This is a genomic window from Glutamicibacter sp. NPDC087831, assembly GCF_044742845.1.
Taxonomy (GTDB): domain Bacteria; phylum Actinomycetota; class Actinomycetes; order Actinomycetales; family Micrococcaceae; genus Glutamicibacter.
In genome coordinates this window covers 312543-333044 of sequence record NZ_JBIUVH010000004.1, presented here as the reverse complement: position 1 = coordinate 333044, position 20502 = coordinate 312543, and the positions used below count along the sequence as shown (strand labels likewise).

At 62.0% G+C, this 20502-nt stretch carries 17 protein-coding genes and 1 tRNA gene; 7 read left to right on the top strand and 11 right to left on the bottom strand.

The features are described from left to right. Positions 1-77: 77 nt before the first annotated feature. The 5 genes from ACIOJF_RS14545 to ACIOJF_RS14525 form a co-directional block, all read right to left on the bottom strand. Positions 78-1496: a GH1 family beta-glucosidase gene (locus ACIOJF_RS14545; protein WP_402741794.1), complete on the bottom strand. Its 1419-nt coding sequence runs from the start codon at positions 1494-1496 to the stop codon at positions 78-80. Further along, positions 1496-2383 carry a carbohydrate ABC transporter permease gene (locus tag ACIOJF_RS14540; protein ID WP_041648380.1) on the bottom strand — a complete coding sequence of 296 codons (888 nt, stop codon included), beginning with the start codon at positions 2381-2383 and terminating at the stop codon, positions 1496-1498. The genes ACIOJF_RS14545 and ACIOJF_RS14540 overlap by 1 nt, the downstream gene beginning before the upstream one ends. Beyond that, entirely contained in the window at positions 2376-3539 is a 1164-nt protein-coding gene (locus tag ACIOJF_RS14535) for a carbohydrate ABC transporter permease (RefSeq protein ID WP_402741793.1), read from the bottom strand. The genes ACIOJF_RS14540 and ACIOJF_RS14535 overlap by 8 nt, the downstream gene beginning before the upstream one ends. Before the next feature lie 96 nt (positions 3540-3635). Further along, positions 3636-4964: an extracellular solute-binding protein gene (locus ACIOJF_RS14530; RefSeq protein WP_332727510.1), complete on the bottom strand. Its 1329-nt coding sequence runs from the start codon at positions 4962-4964 to the stop codon at positions 3636-3638. Between the two features lie 327 nt (positions 4965-5291). Continuing rightward, positions 5292-7208 (bottom strand): ExeM/NucH family extracellular endonuclease, encoded by a 1917-nt coding sequence (locus ACIOJF_RS14525; protein WP_402741792.1) that lies wholly within the window; start codon positions 7206-7208, stop codon positions 5292-5294. Between the two features lie 221 nt (positions 7209-7429). On the opposite strand from ACIOJF_RS14525, the gene ACIOJF_RS14520 reads away from it, so the two are divergent. Genes ACIOJF_RS14520 through ACIOJF_RS14510 form a run of 3 tightly spaced genes read left to right on the top strand, consistent with a single transcriptional unit; the run spans position 7430 to position 11154 of the window. Beyond that, positions 7430-8212 carry an ABC transporter ATP-binding protein gene (locus ACIOJF_RS14520; RefSeq protein WP_105658813.1) on the top strand — a complete coding sequence of 261 codons (783 nt, stop codon included), beginning with the start codon at positions 7430-7432 and terminating at the stop codon, positions 8210-8212. Between the two features lie 3 nt (positions 8213-8215). Next, a complete protein-coding gene (locus ACIOJF_RS14515) occupies positions 8216-10546 on the top strand; it encodes a YhgE/Pip family protein (protein ID WP_402741791.1) in 2331 nt (776 codons plus the stop codon). Further along, positions 10543-11154 (top strand): TetR/AcrR family transcriptional regulator, encoded by a 612-nt coding sequence (locus ACIOJF_RS14510; protein ID WP_105658815.1) that lies wholly within the window; start codon positions 10543-10545, stop codon positions 11152-11154. The genes ACIOJF_RS14515 and ACIOJF_RS14510 overlap by 4 nt, the downstream gene beginning before the upstream one ends. Here ACIOJF_RS14510 and ACIOJF_RS14505 read toward each other — a convergent pair. The 4 genes from ACIOJF_RS14505 to ACIOJF_RS14490 form a co-directional block, all read right to left on the bottom strand. Continuing rightward, a complete protein-coding gene (locus tag ACIOJF_RS14505) occupies positions 11151-12764 on the bottom strand; it encodes an ABC transporter transmembrane domain-containing protein (protein ID WP_402741790.1) in 1614 nt (537 codons plus the stop codon). The genes ACIOJF_RS14510 and ACIOJF_RS14505 overlap by 4 nt on opposite strands. An 8-nt stretch (positions 12765-12772) precedes the next feature. Continuing rightward, positions 12773-13900 (bottom strand): DUF1611 domain-containing protein, encoded by a 1128-nt coding sequence (locus ACIOJF_RS14500; RefSeq protein ID WP_402741789.1) that lies wholly within the window; start codon positions 13898-13900, stop codon positions 12773-12775. Between the two features lie 227 nt (positions 13901-14127). Next, entirely contained in the window at positions 14128-14655 is a 528-nt protein-coding gene (locus ACIOJF_RS14495) for a SixA phosphatase family protein (RefSeq protein ID WP_402741788.1), read from the bottom strand. Between the two features lie 69 nt (positions 14656-14724). Further along, complete coding sequence (locus ACIOJF_RS14490; RefSeq protein WP_105658819.1) at positions 14725-15510, bottom strand: winged helix-turn-helix domain-containing protein; 786 nt, start codon at positions 15508-15510, stop codon at positions 14725-14727. 614 nt (positions 15511-16124) lie between these two features. Between ACIOJF_RS14490 and ACIOJF_RS14485 the strand changes: the two genes are divergently transcribed. Together ACIOJF_RS14485 and ACIOJF_RS14480 are read left to right on the top strand one after the other, a co-directional pair. After that, positions 16125-16865: a response regulator transcription factor gene (locus ACIOJF_RS14485; RefSeq protein ID WP_105658820.1), complete on the top strand. Its 741-nt coding sequence runs from the start codon at positions 16125-16127 to the stop codon at positions 16863-16865. Then, a complete protein-coding gene (locus tag ACIOJF_RS14480; RefSeq protein WP_105658821.1) occupies positions 16862-18373 on the top strand; it encodes a cell wall metabolism sensor histidine kinase WalK in 1512 nt (503 codons plus the stop codon). The genes ACIOJF_RS14485 and ACIOJF_RS14480 overlap by 4 nt, the downstream gene beginning before the upstream one ends. 35 nt (positions 18374-18408) lie before the next feature. Here ACIOJF_RS14480 and upp read toward each other — a convergent pair whose 3' ends face one another. Further along, the gene (upp, locus tag ACIOJF_RS14475; RefSeq protein WP_105658822.1) at positions 18409-19056 is read right to left on the bottom strand and encodes a uracil phosphoribosyltransferase; all 648 of its coding nucleotides are present in this window, start codon (positions 19054-19056) and stop codon (positions 18409-18411) included. 169 nt (positions 19057-19225) lie between these two features. Between upp and tadA the strand changes: the two genes are divergently transcribed. Then, positions 19226-19702, top strand: coding sequence for a tRNA adenosine(34) deaminase TadA (gene tadA / locus ACIOJF_RS14470; protein ID WP_402741787.1), 477 nt, complete (start codon positions 19226-19228; stop codon positions 19700-19702). A gap of 94 nt (positions 19703-19796) precedes the next feature. Further along, positions 19797-19887: transfer RNA gene (locus ACIOJF_RS14465), tRNA-Ser, on the top strand. Positions 19888-20273: 386 nt separating this feature from the next. Here ACIOJF_RS14465 and ACIOJF_RS14460 read toward each other — a convergent pair. Then, the gene (locus tag ACIOJF_RS14460; protein WP_133835086.1) at positions 20274-20489 is read right to left on the bottom strand and encodes a hypothetical protein; all 216 of its coding nucleotides are present in this window, start codon (positions 20487-20489) and stop codon (positions 20274-20276) included. Positions 20490-20502 lie beyond the last annotated feature (13 nt).

Below are 20502 nucleotides of genomic sequence, written 5' to 3'. Positions count from 1 at the left end.
CTTGCAGTAGTCCGTCGGTGAAACACGATGATGGTCCGCAGCACCATCGGCAGGCTGCGGACCATCATGCTCAGGTGTTATGCCATTGTACGGTTTGCGGCAATCAACCCTGCGTAGGCCTTGCCACTATTCTTAATCGTTCGCACCTGGGTCTGGTAATCGACGTGGATAATGCCAAAGCGCTTCGCGTAGCCCCAAGCCCATTCGAAATTGTCCAGCAAAGACCAGACAAAGTAGCCGCGGACATCCACGCCGTCTTCTATCGCGCGGGCCACAGCATCAAGGTGGTTGAGGATGTATTCCTCGCGTTCGGGATCTTCAACGGTTCCGGCCTCCGTCACCGTGTCGGTGTAGGAAGCGCCGTTCTCCGTGATGTACAGCGACGGAAGGTTAGCGTAGTCCTGGTTCAACCGGTTCAACAGCACGCGCAGCCCTTCGGGATTCACTTCCCAGCCCATGGCCGTGCGCGGCAGGTCGCGTGCCGGGAAGGTCACATACTCGCTGCCGACAAAAGGCGAAGACTTCGGCGAATCGGTAGGCACCACGGGCTGCGGCTGGCCGGCGGGCAGCGGATGGCCTGAAACGTTGTCATCGTGGTAGTGGTTCACGCCCAAGAAGTCGATTGGCTGCGAGATGATCTCCAGGTCCCCTGCTTCAATGACTTCAGCCAGCCCCAAACCCCGGACGTCTTCAAGCAGGTCTTCGGGGTAGGAACCGCGCAGGACAGGGTCCAGGTACATGCGGTTCCACAATGCGTCGACGCGGCGCGCTGCTTCCAGATCCACCGGATCGCCGGGATTATTCGGAACCGCATTGGTCAGGTTCAGCGTGATGCCGATATGCTCCGCGCCCAGTTCGCGCAGCCGGGCGGTGGCCAACCCGTGGGCCAGATGCTGGTGGTGCACCGCTGCCAGCGCCGCTTCCGGTTCCTGGCGTCCCGGGGCATGCTCGCCGGCGGCGTAGCCAATCAGCGAAGAGCACAGCGGTTCGTTGAATGTCGTCCAGTGCTTCACGCGGTCACCGAGCTTTTCATGCACAGCCTCCGCGTATTCGAGGAATTTGTAGGAGGTCTCGCGGTTGGTCCAGCCACCGCGCTCTTCCAATCCCTGCGGCAGATCCCAGTGGTAGAGCGTCAGCCACGGCAGGATGCCATTCTCCAGCAGCTCGTCGACCAGCCGGGAGTAGAAATCCAGGCCTTCGGGGTTCACGCTGCGGCCCCCGGGGACCACGCGAGCCCAGCTGGTGGAGAACCGGTAGGAGTCCAGGCCCAGTTCGCGCATGAGCTGCACGTCTTCGCGGTAGCGGTGGTAGTGGTCCACTGCGACTTCGAGGTTCTCACCTCCTGCGATGGCCCCTTGCTTGCGGGCGAAGGCGTCCCAGACCGAATCTTCCTTGCCGTAGGAATGGCCAGCGCCTTCGATCTGGGCTGCTGCCGTAGCCGAGCCCCACAGGAATTCCTTAGGCCACGCGAATTTTTGGGATAGGTGGTTCATCATTAGCCCTTTACAGCTCCTGCCATAATTCCGGATACAAGTTGTTTGCCTGCAAGTATGAAGAGCACCAGCAGCGGGATCGTGGCCAGCAGGGCCCCGGTCATCACGATGGTGTAGTCAACGTATCGGGCAGACTGCAGTTGGCTCAACGCCACCTGCAAGGTTGGGTTCTGCGGTGCCACCAGCATGGGCCACAGGTAGTCGGTCCAGGCGGTCATGAAAGTGAACAGCGACAGGATCGCCATCGCCGGGCGAGCCGCTGGAACCCCGACATGCCAGAAGGTGCCGATCATGGAGGCGCCATCCACGCGGGCGGCCTCAATCAGTTCATCGGGGATGTTCTCCACCAGGTACTGGCGCATGAAGAATACGCCGAAGGCAGTGACCAGGGTCGGGATGATGATGGCTCCCAGCGAGCCGGTCCAGCCGAATTGCTTCATCATCATGAACATCGGGATGATGCCCAGCTGGGTGGGCACGGCCAAGGTCGCGATCACGAAGACCAGCAGCCCCTGGCGCCCGCGGAAGCGCAATTTGGCGAACGCGTAGCCTGCCAGGGTGGAGAAGGAAACCACCGAGAAGGTGATCACCGAGGAGACGATGATGCTGTTGCCCAGGGCCGCCCAGAAATCGACGGAGTCCAGGACCTCGGCGACATTGGTCCAGAACTGGCCGCCTGGCAGCAGCGGCGGGTACGCCGAGGCGAACACCGCACCGGTGGAGGAACCGATGACGAACGAGTACCACAGCGGGTAGGTGCTGCCGATGAGGAAGGCCAGCAGGATTCCGTAGGTGAGGAAGCCAGGACGGCGGTCCATGGAGAAGTTCTTGCCGCGGCGCTGGGGCGCACGGACCTGGCGCGCTGGGCGTTCCACTGTTGCATTACTCATTTGCTGCACTTCCGCTCTGCGTTCCGTTGGCCGGCTTTGCTGCTTTGGCTTGGGCTCGGGCAGCTGCCCGACGTGCCGCTCGGGTTCTGCCAGTGTTGCCGGCGCCCTTCTTGTCGGCCGAGGAAGCGATGGATCCGGAGATCAGGAAATTGATCACGCCGATCACGATGATGATCAGGAAGAGGATCCAGGCCACGGCCGAAGCGCGTCCGAAGTCCCCGCGATTGAATGCCAGGTCCCAGAGGTAGAGCACCGTGGTCTGGTACTGGCGGTCCGGGCCGCCTGGAACCGAGCTGCTGGGGTTGAACAGCTTGGGTTCGGTGAAGATCTGCAGGCCGCCGATGGTGGCAGTGATGATCACGAAGATCATCGTGGGGCGGATGCTGGGCAAGGTAATCGAGAAGAAGCGGCGGATCACGCCGGCGCCGTCGATGGCCGCCGACTCATGCAGTTCGCGTGGCACCGCCTGCATGGCTGCCAGCAGGATCAGCGCGTTGTAGCCGGTCCAGCGCCAGTTCACCATGGTCGCAATAGCCATATGCGACGGGAAGACCTCGGTCTTCCACGCGATCGGGTCGATATTCACGGCGGCCAGCAGGTTGTTCAGCACGCCATACTGCTCGTCGAATGCCGAGGAGAAAATCAGTGTGACGGCCACCGGCGTGACCACGTAGGGAACCAGCACGCTCATGCGCCAGAAGGTCTTGGCGCGGATGTTCTGGTCCAGCATGGCCGCGATGAACGTCGCGATCACCAATTGCGGGATGGCCGAAAGCAGGAAGATGCTGAAGGTGTTGAACAGGGAATTCCAGAACAGCGGAGAGGTCAGTTCGGCTTTGTAGTTTTCCAGGCCGATCCAGGCTCCTGCTCCGCCGAGCAGATCCCAGTCATTGATCGAGACGACGAACGTGTAGATCAGGGGGAACAGGCCCACCAGGCCGAAGAGGATGAAGAAAGGCGAGATGTAGAGATATGGGGAGTACTTGAAATCCCACCGCCCGCGAACGTGCCGGCGGCGCGTCTTGCGCTCGTCCCTGGTCTCGGCCGTCTTACCCCCGGCCGGGGCATTGTTCCCCTTGTTCCAACGCTGGGGCTGCGGACTGGGCGCGCTGGCGTCCCGGTCTTGTTCCGGGGCATCGTGTGTTGTGGTGCTCATCAGTGGCATCTTTCCTGCTGCAGTAGCTGTCCAGGCATGGGCCGCAACCTCGTTGCGTGCCGCGGCCCCTGCCTGGATTCGAAGCGGGCTACGGGATTACTTGATTTCCAGTTCCTGCAGGGTGGAGAGGGCCTTGTTCCAGGCGGTCTCGCTGTCGCTGCCAGCATCGATCGCCTTGATAGCCGGGCCGAAGACCTGCTCCTGGATCACCGAATCCTGAGGGCCCTTGTACTGGGCCTGGACGCCGTTGGCGCGGTTGCCCAGGATTTCGCCCACCGGTGCGTTATTGAAGAATTCGCTCATCTCATTCGTGCCGGTCACTGCCTCGGACTTCTGCGCTTCCAGGTTCGAAGGGAACGTGCCGGCTTCCTCGAATGAGGTCGCCTGCGACGATGCGCTGGTCAGGTACTGGGCGAGCTTCGCAGCCTCGGCCGGGTGCTCGGAGGTGGTCGGCACGGTCAGGAACGAGCCGCCCCAGTTGGCCGCGCCGCCCGGGAAGACATCTGCGAAGTCCCAGCCTGCGCTGGAGTCTCCGCCGGCACCCTCAACCTGGCCCTTGACCGTGCCAAGCATCCAGCCCGGGCAAGGCATGACGGCGAAGGAACCGTCAACGAAGGCCTGGCCCTTGCCCCAGTCCCACTGGGTCTGGTTGGCCGACAGCCCCTTGGACGCAGCATCGGAGAGCAGGTCCCAGCGCTCGCGCAGTTCGGCGTTGCCCTCGATATTCAGTGATCCGTCAGCTTTGTAGTAGCCCTCGTCGAGCTGATTGACCATGGAATTCCAGACGAAACCGGACTGGTCGTAGAAGGCCTTGTCGGTCTTCTTCACATACTCGTTGCCTGCCTTGAAGAAGTCTTCCCAGGTTGCGTCGTCGCCACCAAGCAGCTCGGCAACTTCTTCGCGCTCGCTGGGCATGCCAGCATCCTTGAACAGCTTGGCATTGAAGCAGATGCCCATCGGCCCAATGTCCGTACCGTAGCCAATGACGCGGCCTTCTGGGTCGGTGGCCTGCTTGACCTTCCAGTCAACCCAATCCCCCGCTACCTCATTGGCACCGAACTCGCGCAGATCGGTGAAGGAATCTGCAACCGACATCACCTGGCCCAGCCAGCCTTCTTCCACTGCTTGGACATCTGGCAGGCCAGCACCCGCAGCCTGCTTGGTCTTCCAGTCGGTCAACGCGTTGCCACCGGTGTCGATGTTGGTGGCTTCGATGGTGATTCCAGGGTTTTCCTTCTGGTACTTCTCGTACAGCGGGTCCAGTCCCTGGGTGCCGAAGGTCGTCACGGTCAGCGTGACCGGGTTATCAGCCGAGGCCGGCTGGGCATCCTTGCTTGCGTCGGCTGCGCAGCCGGTTGCTACCAGGGCGATGCTTCCGGCAACGGCCGTGGCCAGTGCCAGTGGGGATTTGCGTGAGGGTTTCACGGTGACTCCATTTCGGATATGAATCGTGCGAGCGGGCGAGCGCCAACAAGTTTGAGAGCGCTCTCAAAATACGGCAAAAAAGAAAATTCCTGCGATTTCCTGGATGCCTGAAACGATGAAAGCGACTCTGCCAAACATTTTGTGAGCGCTCTCACAAATCTTCTCCAACAATTCTCCACGATGGAAGTTTTCTGTCAAGCCTTTTCCCCAAAGAATTCTCCGCCCCGCAGCCAGCACCCCTTTGGGTTCCCCAAAGCGGGTTAAAAGAAGGTGGCCAGGCGCTCTTCAGGGAAGAAGAGCGCCCGGCCACCGCGCAGGCGGGAAAAGTCAGTTTTTCTTATCCAGCTGCAGTCCGACGAGCACCGGGTCGTGATCCGAGGAACGGTACTGGTCAGCCGCGAACAGGTTAGTGATGTTGTTGTTGTAGCGGCTGTATTCGTAGCCCACGGATTCAAGGGCGTTGATGTTCCAGATGTCTTCTCCAGTCACCTTGCCCGCCAGCTTCTCCGAAGCGAAGATGTGGTCCAGCGAGCCCACCAAGCCGTCGTAGAGGTAGCTCTGGGAATCGGCTGCGGCGCCCAGGTCCACGTAACCGGCTTCAACCAGAACCTGCATCGGATCTTCAGCCGAATAGGAGTTGAAGTCCCCCGCCAGCAGCACCTGGTCGGTATTGCGCGATTTCTTCAGCTCGTCCGCGAAGCCAACCAGCGCTTCCGCTTGGCCGACACGGGCTTCGTTCCAAGCGCCCTGGCCATCGCCGCTGTCGGCATTGCCCGATCCATCAGCAGGATCCGAGCCCTTGGACTTGAAGTGGTTGGCAACGACCAGGAAGCGGGTGTTCTGGTTTCCGCCAACACGCTGGAAAGCCTGGGCCAATGGATCCCGGGCGTTCACGAATGCTGGATCGTCGAGGATGACCGACTCGTCGATGGGCTTCACTGACTTGTCGCGGTAGATGATCGCGGTGCGGATCATATCTTCGTCAGCGGGCACAACCGATGGGGTCGGGACATAGCTCCAAACCTTCTGGCCAGCTTCCTGGTTCAACTCGTTGACCAAGTGAGCCAGGGCGGCATCGCGGTTCTGTCCGAAGCGTGCCGAGTTCTCGATTTCTTCCAGGACCACCACGTCTGCGGTGAACTTGCCCAGTGCGGCAACGATCTTGGACTGCTGGCGCTCAAAGCTTTCAGCGGTCGCCGCGCCGCGCGCATCGCAACCACCGCGGACATTGATTGGATTGCCCTCGCGGTCGGTGTAGTACGAGCACCCATCGAGCATGTCGCCGGTAGTGGTGAAGTAGTTCAGCACGTTGAAGCTGCCAACGCTGACATTGCCGCCCACCTCTTGCGGAGCGTCGTTGTCGACCTGCTCGAAGTTCACGGCGATATCGGCATCATCGGCGCCGACCACCTGGCCCTGCGGCTGCAAACGCCACATATCGTAGCGGTAGTCCAAGATGACCGGTGCGATGAAGGATGCGTCAGCGCCTACGGTGACGCGCTGCTGCGCGTCGATGTACGGCAGGGCGATCTGCTTGTTCTTGCTGGTGGAGAAGTTCAGCGTAGCCCCGTCATCGACCACGATCGAGCGCTGCTCGTTTTCCGCCGCGAGAGCCTTGGCCTGGGCACCGCCCGGCTTGAAGACATCGGTTGGCTGGCGCAGCAGCCGTTCGCCGGGCAGGATCTCGCTGGTGCCCATGGCCAGGCTCAGCTCGCCGTACTGGTTCAGCGAGTAATTGTCCGAGACGGTGAACTCGCCCTGCGGCTCGATCAGCATGGATTCAAAGCGCTCGCGCTCGGCATCGCTGCTCGGCAGCGAAATCGCCAGCGGCTTGACGCCCTGTGCCGGTTCATCGAGCACCTCGACGCTGCCGGCCTTGAGCTGGGTCAAGCCATAGTATTCGGACACTTCGCCAGAAACCTGGACATGGTCGCCGACGCTCACCGAGGAAACCTCGTCCGGCGCGTACACGAAGATCGCCGAGCTCGCCTGGCCCGAGGCATCTACGCCGCTGCCAGCGCTCTGCAGATAGAAACCGCGGAATCCGCCGTCGGCGTAGGCTCCGGTGACAACACCGCGCACAGTTGCGTCCTGGCCAGCCATGGGTGAGCTGTCGCCGGTCCCCTGGATCTGTTCGATGGGGGTGATTTCGGCAGTATCGGCGTGCGCCGCCGAGAAGCTCGAAACCGCAAGCGCGGTTCCCAGCACCGCGGCAGCGATGCGAGTGGGACGTCTATTGATCATGTTTTTCCCTAGGTAGATATTCAAGCAGCGGCGGCCCTGCCGCGTGCATGGGCCTGGTTCCAAGGTAAGCAAAGCCCGATTAACTGCACCTGAACTCTGCCCCGCTTTTTCGTGACGTACCCAACAACCATCAAAGGTCATCAAACGCTTTACGTCCAGTAGTGATTAAAGGAACCTTTTCACTAATTGAACTGACTGGTCAGTTCAATTAGTCTTTAACTGTGCTTACCGCAGATTCCATTACCGTCAAGGGACGCCACGACCAGCTCGTGGGGCCCACCTCCGTGCAACTGCAAAGAGGTGAACTGCAGCTGCTGGTATCCGAGCCGCAGATTTCCCGGACCGCGCTGGCCCTTGTACTGAGCGGACGCATGGCACCCAGCTCCGGGACGGTGGTGTGGAATGCGGATCCGAAGCTGCGAACCCTGCGCAAGCACAGCGCTCTGGTCGATTCGCCGGGGATCAATGAACCCGAATCCCACTTGAAGGTTTGCGATCTTGTCGCAGAAGATCTGGGGCTGATCCCGGGGCCAAGCTGGCGCAAGCCCGGCGCCAGGAAGTGGATGGCGCAGCATGGATTCGACGATATCGCCAGCTGCTGGAGCGATGCCATCGATCCGGGCCGCCTCTTCGAGCTCCAGCTCCTGCTGGCTGCCGAGAATCCCCGTCTTGAATTGCTCATCGTCGATTCACCGGACCGGCACGATCTGGAAGACGAGCATTGGCTCGAGACCCTGGAGAACTTCGCTTCCTCGCATCGGGAATTCGCAGTCCTGGCTATCGTCAGCCGGCTGCCCCAGTGCTGGCAGCCGCAAACCGGGCAGGCCGCCGACCCGGAACCAGCAGTGCTCCCGCTGCCCGATCCATCCACCGGGTTCATCCAAGGCGAACTCGATCTGGGCCTGGATCACCTGGCCATGGCCGAGGGCATCGCGGACAACCACGATTTCTTCCTCCCAGCCGACGAACTTGCTGACGCTGTTCAGTGCGAAGCAAAGGAATAGCCCATGACAACTTTGCGACTTGCCCTCTCCGAGCTCAAGCGGATGAGCCGCGGCACCTTGCCCAAACTGGCGCTCATCGCGGTCACCTGCGTTCCGCTGCTCTATGGCGCGCTCTACCTCTACGCCAACTGGGACCCCCAGGGAAACCTCGACAAGGTCACGGCCGCCGTGGTCAATCTGGATGAAGGCGCTGAACAGGACGGCGAGAAAACCCGAGTCGGCGACGACGTCGTCGAGGAATTGGAAGACGACGGCACCTTCAGCTGGGCGCACGTGGATTCGAAGGCGGAAGCCGAGCAGGCCGTGGCCACCGGCCAGTACGCCTTTGCGCTGATCCTGCCCGAGGACTTTTCCTCGGCCCTGGTCTCGCCGGGCGATTTCGATGATGCCGAACAGGCCAATATCGAGCTGCTGACCAACGATGCCAATAACTTCATGGTTTCCAACTTCGCCAAAACGCTGGCTACCACGGTGCGCACCTCGGTCGCCCAGGAAGTGGGAACCGAAACGGCTTCGGCGATGATCGCCGGATTCGTGGACATCCACGATTCGATGGGCGAAGCCGCAGACGGCGCCGGGAAGCTCTACGATGGCACCCTGCGACTGGGCGATGGCGTGGTCACCTTGGCCGATGGCACCACCAAGCTCGTCGATGGCAGCACCGAGCTGAACTCGGGCACCAAGACCCTGAAGAATGGCACCGCCGACCTGTCGGGAGGGTTGGGCCAACTGGTCGACGGCCAAACCCGGCTGCGCGACGGCAGCGCCGAACTGGCCGACGGCACCGCGCAGCTGGCCGACGGCAGCAAAGAGCTGAGCGACGGTCTGCACACCTTGAAGACGCAGACCAAAGCGCTGCCCGGTTCCGTCTCGAAGCTGGATCAGGGCGCCGCCAGCGCGAAAGAAGCCGCCGACCAGCTTGCTGCCGGTTCACAGCAGGTCGCAGACGGCAACCAGCAGCTGGCCAGCACGGCAGATGACGCCATCGCGGTAATCGACCAGCTGCAGGCCAACACGAAAACGCAGCTGGATAGCGTCAAGGAAGATACGCAGCGGCGCCTGGACGAGTTGGTCAGCAGTGGCGTGCTCACCCAGGACCAGGCTGATTCCATCCAGAACACGGTCAGCCAAAGCGTGCAGAATTCTACGCTCGGCAATGCCTTGGATACCAAAGTGACCCAGGTCAATACCGAGTTATCTACCCTGCAAACGCAGCTGCACACCCTCGCCGACGGATCGGCGCAGGTAGCCGAAGGAAACCAGCAGCTGGCCACCGGCCTGGGCACCCTCGCGGATGGCACCAAGGCGTTGGATGACGCCATGCCTGCACTCGCGAAGGGCATCGGCTCGGCAGCCCAAGGCTCGGCGAAGCTCGCCTCCGGCGCCGCCGAAGCCCACACCGGGGCAAAGACCCTGGCCGAGGGCCAGCAGTCCGCATTGAATGGCGCCACCAACGCGGCTGACGGCGCAAGCCAACTGGATCAGGGTGCCGGCACGCTGCTCGCCGGCACCGGAGCCCTGCACAACGGACTGGTGCAGCTCTCCGATGGAGTCGGCGAGCTCTCGGACGGCACCGAAGAACTGCAAGACGGTTCAGATGAATTGGCCGCCGGCCTGGAGGACGGCACCGGGAAGGTGCCGAACCCCGATAAGTCCACCAGCGGGCAACTGGCCGAAGTCATGGGCAATCCGGTAGCTGTCTCCAATAGCAAGCAGGCCGAAGCGCAGGCTTATGGCGAAGGCCTTGCCCCCTTCTTCATGACCCTGGCGACCTTTATCGGCGTGCTGATCCTGACCCAGGTGATGCGCCCGATGACCAAGCGCGCGCTGGCTTCCAACGGCAGCAACTGGAAAATTTCCATCGGCGGCTGGTTGCCCTTCGCCGCCATCGCAGTGCTGCAAACCAGCCTGCTCTACGCGGTGGTGCGATTCGGGCTGGGACTGCATGCCGCCCACCCGTGGCTGATCTGGGCTTTGCTGGCCGGTTCTGCCTTATGCTTCAGTGCGCTGATCCAGGGGTGCTTCGCGCTGCTGGGCACCGCTGGAAAGTTCGTGGTGCTGGTACTGATGGTCCTGCAGCTGGTCACCTCAGGCGGCACCTTCCCCTGGGAGACCTTGCCTGATTCGCTGCACCTGCTGCACCGGATCCTGCCCATGAGCAATGTGGTGATCGGCATGCGCCACCTGATGTACGGCGCGGATCTGGGAGTGCTGCCATCGGTTACCGGTTCGTTGCTGCTCTACACCGCCATTGGACTAGTCTTGAGTATGCTTGCGGTACGCAAGAACAAGACCTGGAGCTTGAAAACACTGCAACCGGAGCTGAAAGAATGACAACGCCAACGGGCCAACGCCGCCGTGTGCGGGCCACGGATTCGAAGGAGAAGCTCTTCGAAGCGGCCATGCAGCTGCTCGGTTCGCGCTCCCCCGAGTCCGTCTCGGTGGACGAGATCGCGGCCGCGGCCGGCGTTTCCAAGGGCACGGTCTACTACAATTTCGGTTCCAAAGACGAGCTGGTCAGCCAGATCCTCAGCTACGGCGCGCACAAGCTCATGGGCGAACTGGCACGTGCGGCCTCCGGGGAAGACCCCTACCTTGCGCTGAGGCAGATGGTGGAATTCTCCATGGACTTCGTCGCCAGCTACCCCTCCTTTGCCCATCTGTGGATGCAGGAGCAGCTGAGCGCGGACACCGCCACTGCGTTCGCCAGCACCCCGCTGCACACGCAGGTGACCGGGCTGATCATCGAGGTGCTCGAACGCCTGGTCGTGCTCGAGCCCGACCAGAAGCTCTCGGTAGCCACCAGTATTTTCGGTGCCGCCTTGTTTACCGCCCGGATGCGCGCCTCGGGGCAGACCGGCCTGGATCGCGGGCAAACGGTGCGCGCCGTGCTGCTCACCGTGGATGGGCTTCGCGCTACCCGTCCGGCGGCCGGCTCCTAGGCCTGCGCGTCCCAGCTGGCGGTTTCCCTGATGCCAGGCAGTCCGGCGCTGAAGAGCAGCACCCCGGGATAGCCGTTGAGCAGTTCGGCCACGTCGCCGTAGGCTCCATCGGGCAAGCGGGTCAGCAGCGAATCGACCACCAGCAAGGGCGGTTCGCGCAACAGCGCCCGTGCCACCAGCAACGATGCTTGCTGCCCGGAACTAAGCGGTTCGCCGCCCCGGCGCAAGCGGGCTTCCGCTCCACCGGGCAAATCGGCCATCTTCAAACCGCAGGTTTCAGCCAGCGCCACGGCCTTGCGCAGCGAAGCGCCCGGATGGCGATACCGCAGCGCACGGGCGACGCTTCCGCGCTCGGGAACCATGGATTCCAACGCGGAGCCCACGAGCTTGCGGCGGCCGGCAGCAGGCAGATCCTCGCTGCGCCCCTCGGCGATCCACACCCCGGCCTGCGGGTCGGCGCCGTGCACCAGGGCGCCGGTAGCAATGGCCGAAAGCAGCGCCGCGCATTGGCCCTGGCTTCCACGCAGCGCAATTCGCTCCCCGGGCTGTGCCCGCAGGGTGGAAAACTGGTCGGCCATCCCTGCGGGCACCTGGATGCGCACCGAGGAAGGCTGGAGCATCAGCTCCTTGGCATCGCGGGTGCTTGCCGAAGATTCTTCGCGGGCCCGCCAGCGTTCCTGCTCGGCCAGCAGCGGCGCGATGATTCGCCGGCCCGCCTTGTAATTCTGCCGGTACTCCACCACGCGGCCCCACTCGCCCAGGGTTCCTGCGCAAATTCCCATCAGCGTCAGGGCGGTCGCCACGGCGGCTGGCGGAAGCTGCGCCATCGAGGCCGCCGCCACAACCAGCGCGGTACCCAGCAGCGGAATGGCCAGCGCCCCGCCACGCAGGGCGGCGGCGAACCGGGCGCGATGCACCGAAGCATCGATCACCTTCTGCGAGGAGTCCTGCACCCTTTGCACTTCACGTTCCACGCCGCCGCCGGCCGCAATAGCTGTCCGCGCCGCGACGGTATCGGCAATGCGCGAGGCCAGGCTCCCACGGTGCCGGCGCAAGGTCCTGGCGCTCAGGAAAGTACCCCCGGCCAAGGCCGCCAGCAGGACGCCCTCGAGCACCAGGGTCGCGGCCAAGCTCAGGGCCAGGAGCGGATGCAGGAACCACAGGCCCGCACCGCTGACAATCAGCAATGGCAAGCCGGCGACCAGCGGGACCATGCCCTGCACAATCCAGTTGCGGATCGAGGACAGGTCGTTGGTGGAACGGGCGATGGTGATGCCCATGGACGGACCGCGTGCACTGCGCAAAGCGTGCGTGACCAGCCCGCGGCGCAGCTGGGCCACATAATGCTGGCCGAGCTTCTCGGCCAGCACCCGTTCAGCGTACTTGGCCAGGAAGAAGCATCCCACCAAGCCCCGGACCGCGCCAAGAGCTGCCCAGCTGATGCGGGCCGAGAGCTGTCCGATCAGCCAGCCGATGGCAATCGAGAGCAAGCCGGCGAGAATGCCCAGGCTGAGCAATCCGGCCAGCAGCATCCGCCGCCCGGGCGCTACCAGGGCCGGCAGGCGCCCAGGCTGCGCCGGCTGCTCAACGGCGATCTTCTGGTCCAGCATCTTGGCTCCTAGCGGGTTGGCAGCAGGGCGGCGGCAACCTCTGCCTGGCACAGGTCGAAGGTCCCGATGACCGGGGTGGACAGCTGCGCCTGGGCTTCCATCGCGGCCAGCGGGGAGGCCGTGAGCACCCCGGAAACCGCGGCAACATCCAGGCCTGCTTCGCGCAGGATTCGCTCTCCGGCCTGGGCACCCAAAGCGTCCTGGGCGCTGAACAGCACGCGGTCTACATGCTCGGCGAAAATCGGGTCGCGCAGCAAGCGGGAAGTTTCGCCCTGGAACAGCCCGTCGGCGATCTCGATGACCACTGCGTCTGCGCCGGTGGCGCTTTGCTCGCGGATCATCGCCACCAGCAGGTCGCGCACGGTTTCGTAGTCCAAGCGGTAGGTGGTTGGGAAGCCGAAGTCGGTGAAGTCGCAGACGCTGAAGGCGCCGGCATCGGTGAACAGGTTCGGATCATTGCCGGCACCCGTGCCGGTGGCCTTGCCTGCGGCAACTTCCATGCCGGAGTTGACCAGTCCGTTGACCAGGCATCCCAGGGTGGTGGACTTGCCGGAGTTCATCGAGGTGCCCAGCACTGCGATCATCGGCGGGCGCGGCGCGGCAACCTGCGCTGCGCGCGGCGATGCGTTCTCGATGCCCAGTGGAGCGAAGTCCACCAGGTTCACGACCTTGCCGTGGCGCATCAGCAGGCCTGCGGGCTGCAGCTGTGTCGCCATATCGATCGAGGCGTGCTGTTCGATGACTTCGCTGGCGACACCGCCGCCTGCAACCAGCTGGCATGGACCCAGGTTATCCGGCACATGGGCCAGGAACTGGTCTGGTGCGTAGCGGTGGCCGTAGGCGACCATGATTTCCTGTCCGACGAACATCAGCTGGCGTCGGGAAACCGGGGACTGCAGGCGCGTGTGCTTGCCTAGCTCGGTCACAGCCGCGATGACGACGTCACCGGCACGCGGCACCATGTTTGCGCGGCGCACGATCTCGAAATCCTGCGGATTGCGCTGCAGCTCGGCTGCAACGAAGCGGGTGGTGTAGGCAGCGCGGATGGTGCGGGCGCGCTGTGCATCGATCTGCTGCTGCACTTCATTGCGCGCTGCGGGGGTCTGCGTTGGAAGTGATTCTGCGATGATGGCCATCTGCCTATTCCTCTTTCAGTGTTTCCGGCCCGCCGTTGCGGTTTGCCGGTGCTGGCCGTGCTGCCAACGATTCCCAGTGAAACGAGCAATGGTTAACTGAAAGTGAACGGTTCATGAGGCGGCGAGGTGTATTCGATGAGAGGCCTATCATCTGCTTCTCATAAAGGCAGATCACCGCTTATTTACAGGCTGACTAGTGCATTAGAAAAAACTTGATGAGACTTCTCTCATGCGGGCCGCGGTGCGGTGAAATGCGTGACGCGCGCATCACGGGCATCCAGGTGCGAGTACGGATGCTTGGTTTCCAACACCGTGGTTCCCAGGGTCGGATAGTTCATCGCCAGCTCGTAAACGGCTTCTTCATCCGAGTCCATTGCCGCCAAGCGCAGCGCCAATTCCTGGAGCACCGGCTGGTGCCCGATCACCAGCAGGTTGCTGACCGTATCGGGAACTTCATTGATGATGGAGCACAGCTGCGAGACTCCTGCGGTGAGAATGCGCGAATCGACATAGGGGGTCGGGCCCTTCTCGCCGATTTCGGAAAGCACCCAGGCGCAGGTGGAGCGCGCACGCAGCGCGTCGGAGCAGATGATGTAGTCCGGTATTAGGCCATTCTCCACAAGCCAGGCTCCGGCGGCCGGGGCTTCGCGGTGCCCGCGGGCCGCCAGCGGCCGGTCGTGATCCGCGACGCCCAGCGGGTAGTCGGCTTTGGCGTGGCGCATCAGCATGAGCTTGCGGGAATGCATGGTGTTCATTGTTCCAGCTTAAGACAGCAGTGGCGGGCAAACCGAACCCGGTTTGCCCGCCACTGCTGCCAGCTGATGCTAGATGGAGTATTCCGGAGCTGCCCAGACAACAACTTCTGGGTGCTCGTAGAAGCGGTAGCCCTGGCCACGTACGGTGCGCACGGTATTGGCCAGGCGTCCCAGCTTGGAACGCAGACGACGGATATGCACGTCGATGGTGCGTTCGTTAGGGACTTCTTCGGCATTGCGCCACAGGTTTTCCAGCAGCTCTTCGCGGCCTACGGTGCGGGTGCCGTTTTCCACGAGGAAGTTCAGCAGCTCGAATTCCTTGAAGGTCAGGTTCAGGGTTTCGCCATCCAGGTAGACTTCGCGGCGCGAGAGGTCGATCAGCACGCCAGATGGGCGCGGGGTGGATGGACGGGCTTCAGCGCGTGGCCGGCGGGAAATCGTCGGATCGCCCAAAGCCTGGCGAACTACATCGATGGGCTCACCCTGGGCGCTAGTTGGAGCCAGTGCCACGGCGGCATGGGTCTGCGCTTGCGGCGACAAGGTGGCCAGGAAGGCGCGGACCTGGGTGGCCAGCTTGCCCAGCGAGGTGCCCTGCGCCTGGGCGGCAGTTTCATCCAGGCCCACGTAGAGCACGAAGCCGCGTGCGGAGGTGTCGGCGCTTGGCTGGCCTGTTGACTGCACTGGAGTGCTAGCCGGCTGATGCGATGCATCACGTGTTTCATGAACATTGGAAACCGCGCGCAGCGGACGGTAACCCGCTGGTGCATAGCTGCCAGAAGCTGAACGCTGCGCAGCTGCTGCGCGGTTCTGCGCATTGCGAATTGAAACGTGGACGTATCCGGAACCAGCCGACATAATCTTTTCCTCTTTTAGTGCGAAGGCCAAGTGGTTTGGCGCTCATGCTTCGGGTTTTGCTTGCGCTGTTCGCGGCCTTCGTCCACGTTCAGCAGTTGGGTTTCCCGTCAATAACTCCCAAAATCGGATTACAAATCACTCATAATTCGACTTGGAGGCCATGGACGCCGAGCATTCGTTGAGGACGATCTTGGGCAACTCGATGTTGGAATCCGAGGTGCTTTTACCGTCCTGCGCCGTACTCACACCTCTAGTTTCCTCGTAACATTGGCAACTTGCAAGTAACAATGAACACCTGCGTCCACATAGTGAGACGAATGTTTCCAAACGTGACGCACAACACTTTAGACAATTCTAGGCTACCTAAGCGCTTAACTAAACAATATGGTCAACATATCAATAGAACTTCGTCATTATGTCCGGTCCATTCATAGGCCTGAATATTCATTCATCACTATGGTCCGTCCACGCTTCAATCATTCGTCGTTCTTGGGGGTTGACCAAATTAACCACTATCGGTTCGGGTTTTCCCCGCATAAAATCGACTTATAGTCATAGCTGGCACACAGCAAAAACATATTCTCGGCCCATGGCAATAGGACAAGCTGATTAACATGAATGAATCACGATTCTCCCCTTCGCAATTGCCCCGGCTGACTCACCCTGATGGCACGGCAATCAAAGTTCTCGTGGTCGATGATGAACCTTCATTGGCGGAATTGGTCGCCATGGGAACCCGCATGCTCGGCTGGGAAGCCACGATGGCCCACGATGGGCCCGAAGCAGTAGCCACCGCTCGCTCCCTAGCGCCGGACGTACTGGTTCTCGACTGGATGCTGCCTGGGTTCGACGGCCCCGAGGTGTTGCGCAAGGTGCGCACCCACTTCCCTGAAATCCCCGTACTTTTCCTCACTGCCAAGGACGCGGTTGAAGACCGTATCGAGGGCCTGGGGGCCGGTGCAGACGACTACGTCGCCAAGCCCTTCAGCCTCGAAGAGGTCCTGATCCGATTGCACCGACTCGTGGAACGTTCCGGTGCGGCCACTGCGGATTCCGCTGAATTGGTCGTCGGCGATCTGGTGCTGAACATGGACTCGCACGACGTATCCCGCGCAGGCCGCGAAATTTCGCTGACCGCCACCGAATTCGACCTGCTCAGCTACCTGATGAACAACGCCCGCCGCGTGGTATCCAAGTCGCAGATCCTGGACAACGTCTGGCACTACGATTTCGACGGCCAGGCGAACATCGTCGAACTGTACATCTCGTACCTGCGCAAGAAGATTGACGTTGACGCGGAGCCGATGATCCACACCGTGCGTGGCGTTGGCTACGTGCTGAAGCCGGCTGCATGAGTTTCTTTTCCCCGAACACCAGGGTGAGCTCGCCGCACGCGCTGCAGCGCAAACTGCTGCTCATCCTGCTGACCTCGGTCACCGCCGTATCTGTCTTGCTCGGCCTGCTCTATAACGCGGGCATGCGCCAGACCTTGATGGACCAGCTCAACAGCCAGCTGCGGCTCACCACCGAACGCGCGCTGAATTATTCGCAGGGTGCACCAGCGGTGAACTCCCGGCTTGATGCCCCCGGCCAGTCCGCCGGCACGCTGACCGCGCGGTTCGTCGACAAATACGTCTTCAACGGCGGTGTGCTGGACGAACGCACCGGCGTGCTGAAGCAGCTGAGCCAGGAAGATGCCATCCCGATGGTGGATCTGGAGCTGAGCACGTTGCGTGCCGGCGGGCAGTTCAAGCCGGTACGTGCCCACCTGACTGTGGGCGACTATTACCTCGTCGCAGTCAAGGACTCTGGATCCAACGGCATCCTGATTGTCGGTTTGCCCCTGCACAGCACCGATCTGGCGTTGCGCGGCATGGCCTGGCTGACGCTGTTCATCGCCTTGATCCTGATCGCCGGTGCGGGCCTGGCCGGTTCGTGGCTGATCTCCCGCTCGCTTGCCTCGCTGAAGCGCGTGGCCACCGTGGCTGCTTCGGTTGCCGCCGAAGAGCTTGATTCAGGAAAGGTGGACCTGACCCAGCGCGTCCCGGCGCAAGATGCAGTCCCCGGTACCGAGGTGGGCAATGTCGGCAATGCGCTGAACGCGATGATCAGCAACGTCGCCACCGCACTGACCGCCCGCGAGAAGTCCCAGGCCCAGATGCGCCAATTTGTCGCCGATGCCTCGCACGAACTGCGCACTCCGCTCTCGGCGATCCGCGGCTACACCGAGCTGCTCTCGGCCACCGAGCATTTCTCCCCGGACGGGCAGCGCTCGGTGGACCGCGTTCTGCAGCAAAGCAGCCGAATGAGCTCACTGGTTGAGAATCTGCTGCTCCTGGCTCGGCTGGATGAGGAGAATGCGTTCAAGCGCAGCGAAATTGACCTGTGCTCGCTGACATCGGATATCACCGAGGACTTCAAGCTCACCGCGAGCGACCACCATTGGGAGTTCGACTGCCAGGCGCCGCAGACCATTGTCAATGGCGACTCGGCCTCGCTTCGCCGGGTGATCACCAACCTCTTGGCCAACGCCCGCAAGCACACGACGGCCGGAAACACCGTCACCGTTTCGGTGGACCAAGACGAAGACACCGATGAAGCCATCATCCGGGTTCACGACACCGGTGAGGGCATTGCCCCGGAATTCCTGCCTCGGGTCTTCGAACGTTTCACCCGCGCCGACAAGGCGCGTTCTGGCTCCGATGGCACGACCGGGCTGGGCCTGCCGATCGCCAAGAGCATCGTCGAAGCCCACGGGGGCACCGTCACGGTCACCTCCCAGCCAGGAGATACCGTCTTCGAGGTCCGGCTTCCGTTGGACACGCCCGAAACCGATGAAGAAACGCCGAAGGCTGCGGTGTAGTCACCGCAGCCTTCGGGCACATCGCTTAGCTGGAACTAGGCAATGGGCGGGGTCACGCCATACAGGCGGTCGCCGGCATCGCCCAGGCCTGGGATGATGTAGGACTTCTCGTCCAGCTTTTCGTCCATCGCTGCCAGCACGATGTGCACGCGATGATCGCCACCGTGGATTTCCTTCAGACGCTCGATGCCCTCAGGGGCAGCGATCAGGCAAATGCAGGTAACGGATTCTGCGCCGCGTTCGAAGATGAACTTGATGGCCTCGGCCAGGGTGCCGCCGGTGGCCAGCATCGGATCCAGCACGAACACTTGGCGGCCGGCCAAGTCATTTGGCACGCGGTCAGCGTAGGTGATGATGTCCAGGGTTGCCTCGTTGCGGGCCATGCCCAGGAAGCCGACCTCAGCGGTCGGAACCAGGCGGGTCATGCCTTCGAGCATGCCCAGGCCGGCGCGCAGGATGGGGACAACCAGCGGGGTCGGCTTGGCAATGGAGGTACCGGTGGTGGTGGCGACCGGGGTCTGCACCTCAACGTTTTCGGTTTTCACCTCGCGGGTTGCCTCATAAGCCAGCAGGGTGACCAGTTCGTCGGTCAGCTGGCGGAAAATCGAGGATGGGGTGTTCTTATCACGAAGAACCGAAACCTTGTGTGCCACCAGTGGGTGGTCGACTACCTGTACGCGCATAAGTAGAAATCTATCAGCACCGACTCAGGCAAATCGAGAGATATCCCCGATTTCCCGCCGTTAAAGCACTTTGGTGTGCCCAAGGAAACAGCAAACTTCAGTGCAGTGCGCAGTGCACCACACTCCGAGCGCCCGGCTACCGTCCCAAAACACGTAAAGTGAAAGCACTATGGTGCACGAATTTGATGCTTGGATGGACCTCGCCTTGGCTGAAGCGCGCGAAGCGCTGGCCACTGATGACGTACCCATCGGCGCCGTCATCCTCTCCCCCGAAGGCGAAGTCCTGGCCACCGGACGCAACGAGCGCGAGGCCATCAAGGACCCCACGGCGCATGCCGAGGTGGTCGCCATTCGCAATGCGGTCAAGGCCTTGGAAGCCAAGGGACAAGATGATGGCTGGCGCTTATCCGACTGCACCCTGGTGGTGACCCTTGAGCCCTGCGCCATGTGCGCCGGGGCAATAGTCCTTTCGCGCATTCCCAAATTGGTCTTCGGGGCCTGGGACGAGAAGGCCGGCGCGTGCGGCTCGATCTTCGATATCGTCCGTGAACCGCGATTGAACCATTGGGTCGAGGTGTACTCGCGGGTCAAGGAAGAAGAATGCGGTGACCTGTTGCGTGAATTCTTCCGGAGCAAGCGCGGCTAGAAACCGACGTTGATGTGTTTCGGAACACTTCAGGCCAAAAACAGCGCTCTCGTTTTTGTTTTCGCCTGATGTTCGTTATAGAGTTATCAGGTCTGGTGACGTGTCCGAGCGGCCGAAGGTGCAACACTCGAAATGTTGTGTACGGTAACCCCGTACCGTGGGTTCAAATCCCACCGTCACCGCCAATGAAAACCCCTGGTCAGCCAGGGGTTTTCTTCCTTTAAAGAACTGGCGTGGTGCACATGTGGTGCATATTTCAGCGGAGGGACGTCGCAACATGGTCGTCATGCGTTGCGAACACGGCTTCCACCACCATGCCGGCCCGCACGCCTGCGACCGGGGCAACCACGGTGAAGAGTGCCCCTACTGGGCATCGCGCAAGCAGGACGCTGCGAACCAATAGCCTCCCGGCGGGCTGCCGCACGCGCTACGCGCGCTTGCCCTCAGGAAGCCGGGCACAGAGAAAGATCCCCCTGCTGCTGGATGCAGCAAGGGGATCTCTTCGGGTTAGGCTCAGCGGATCTGGACGTGCTCGTCTCGGCTCATTCGACGAACGAGCCGGCGTTACCTACTATCGTGAAGTGCTGGTCTTCGAGTGGTGGCGGTAGTTGGTGAATGCCAGGATCAGTGCTGCGAGCAGCAGCACTCCGCCGACAGCCCATCCAACCACGGCGTAGTCAGTAAGCTGAGGGACGCGAGGCAGATTGATCGCGGCTACCGCAAGGAACAGAAGCACCACCACGGTACTCTTCCTGGCGGCAGACGAATTGCTAGGTTGCTTTGTCATTTGCCGTTTCCTT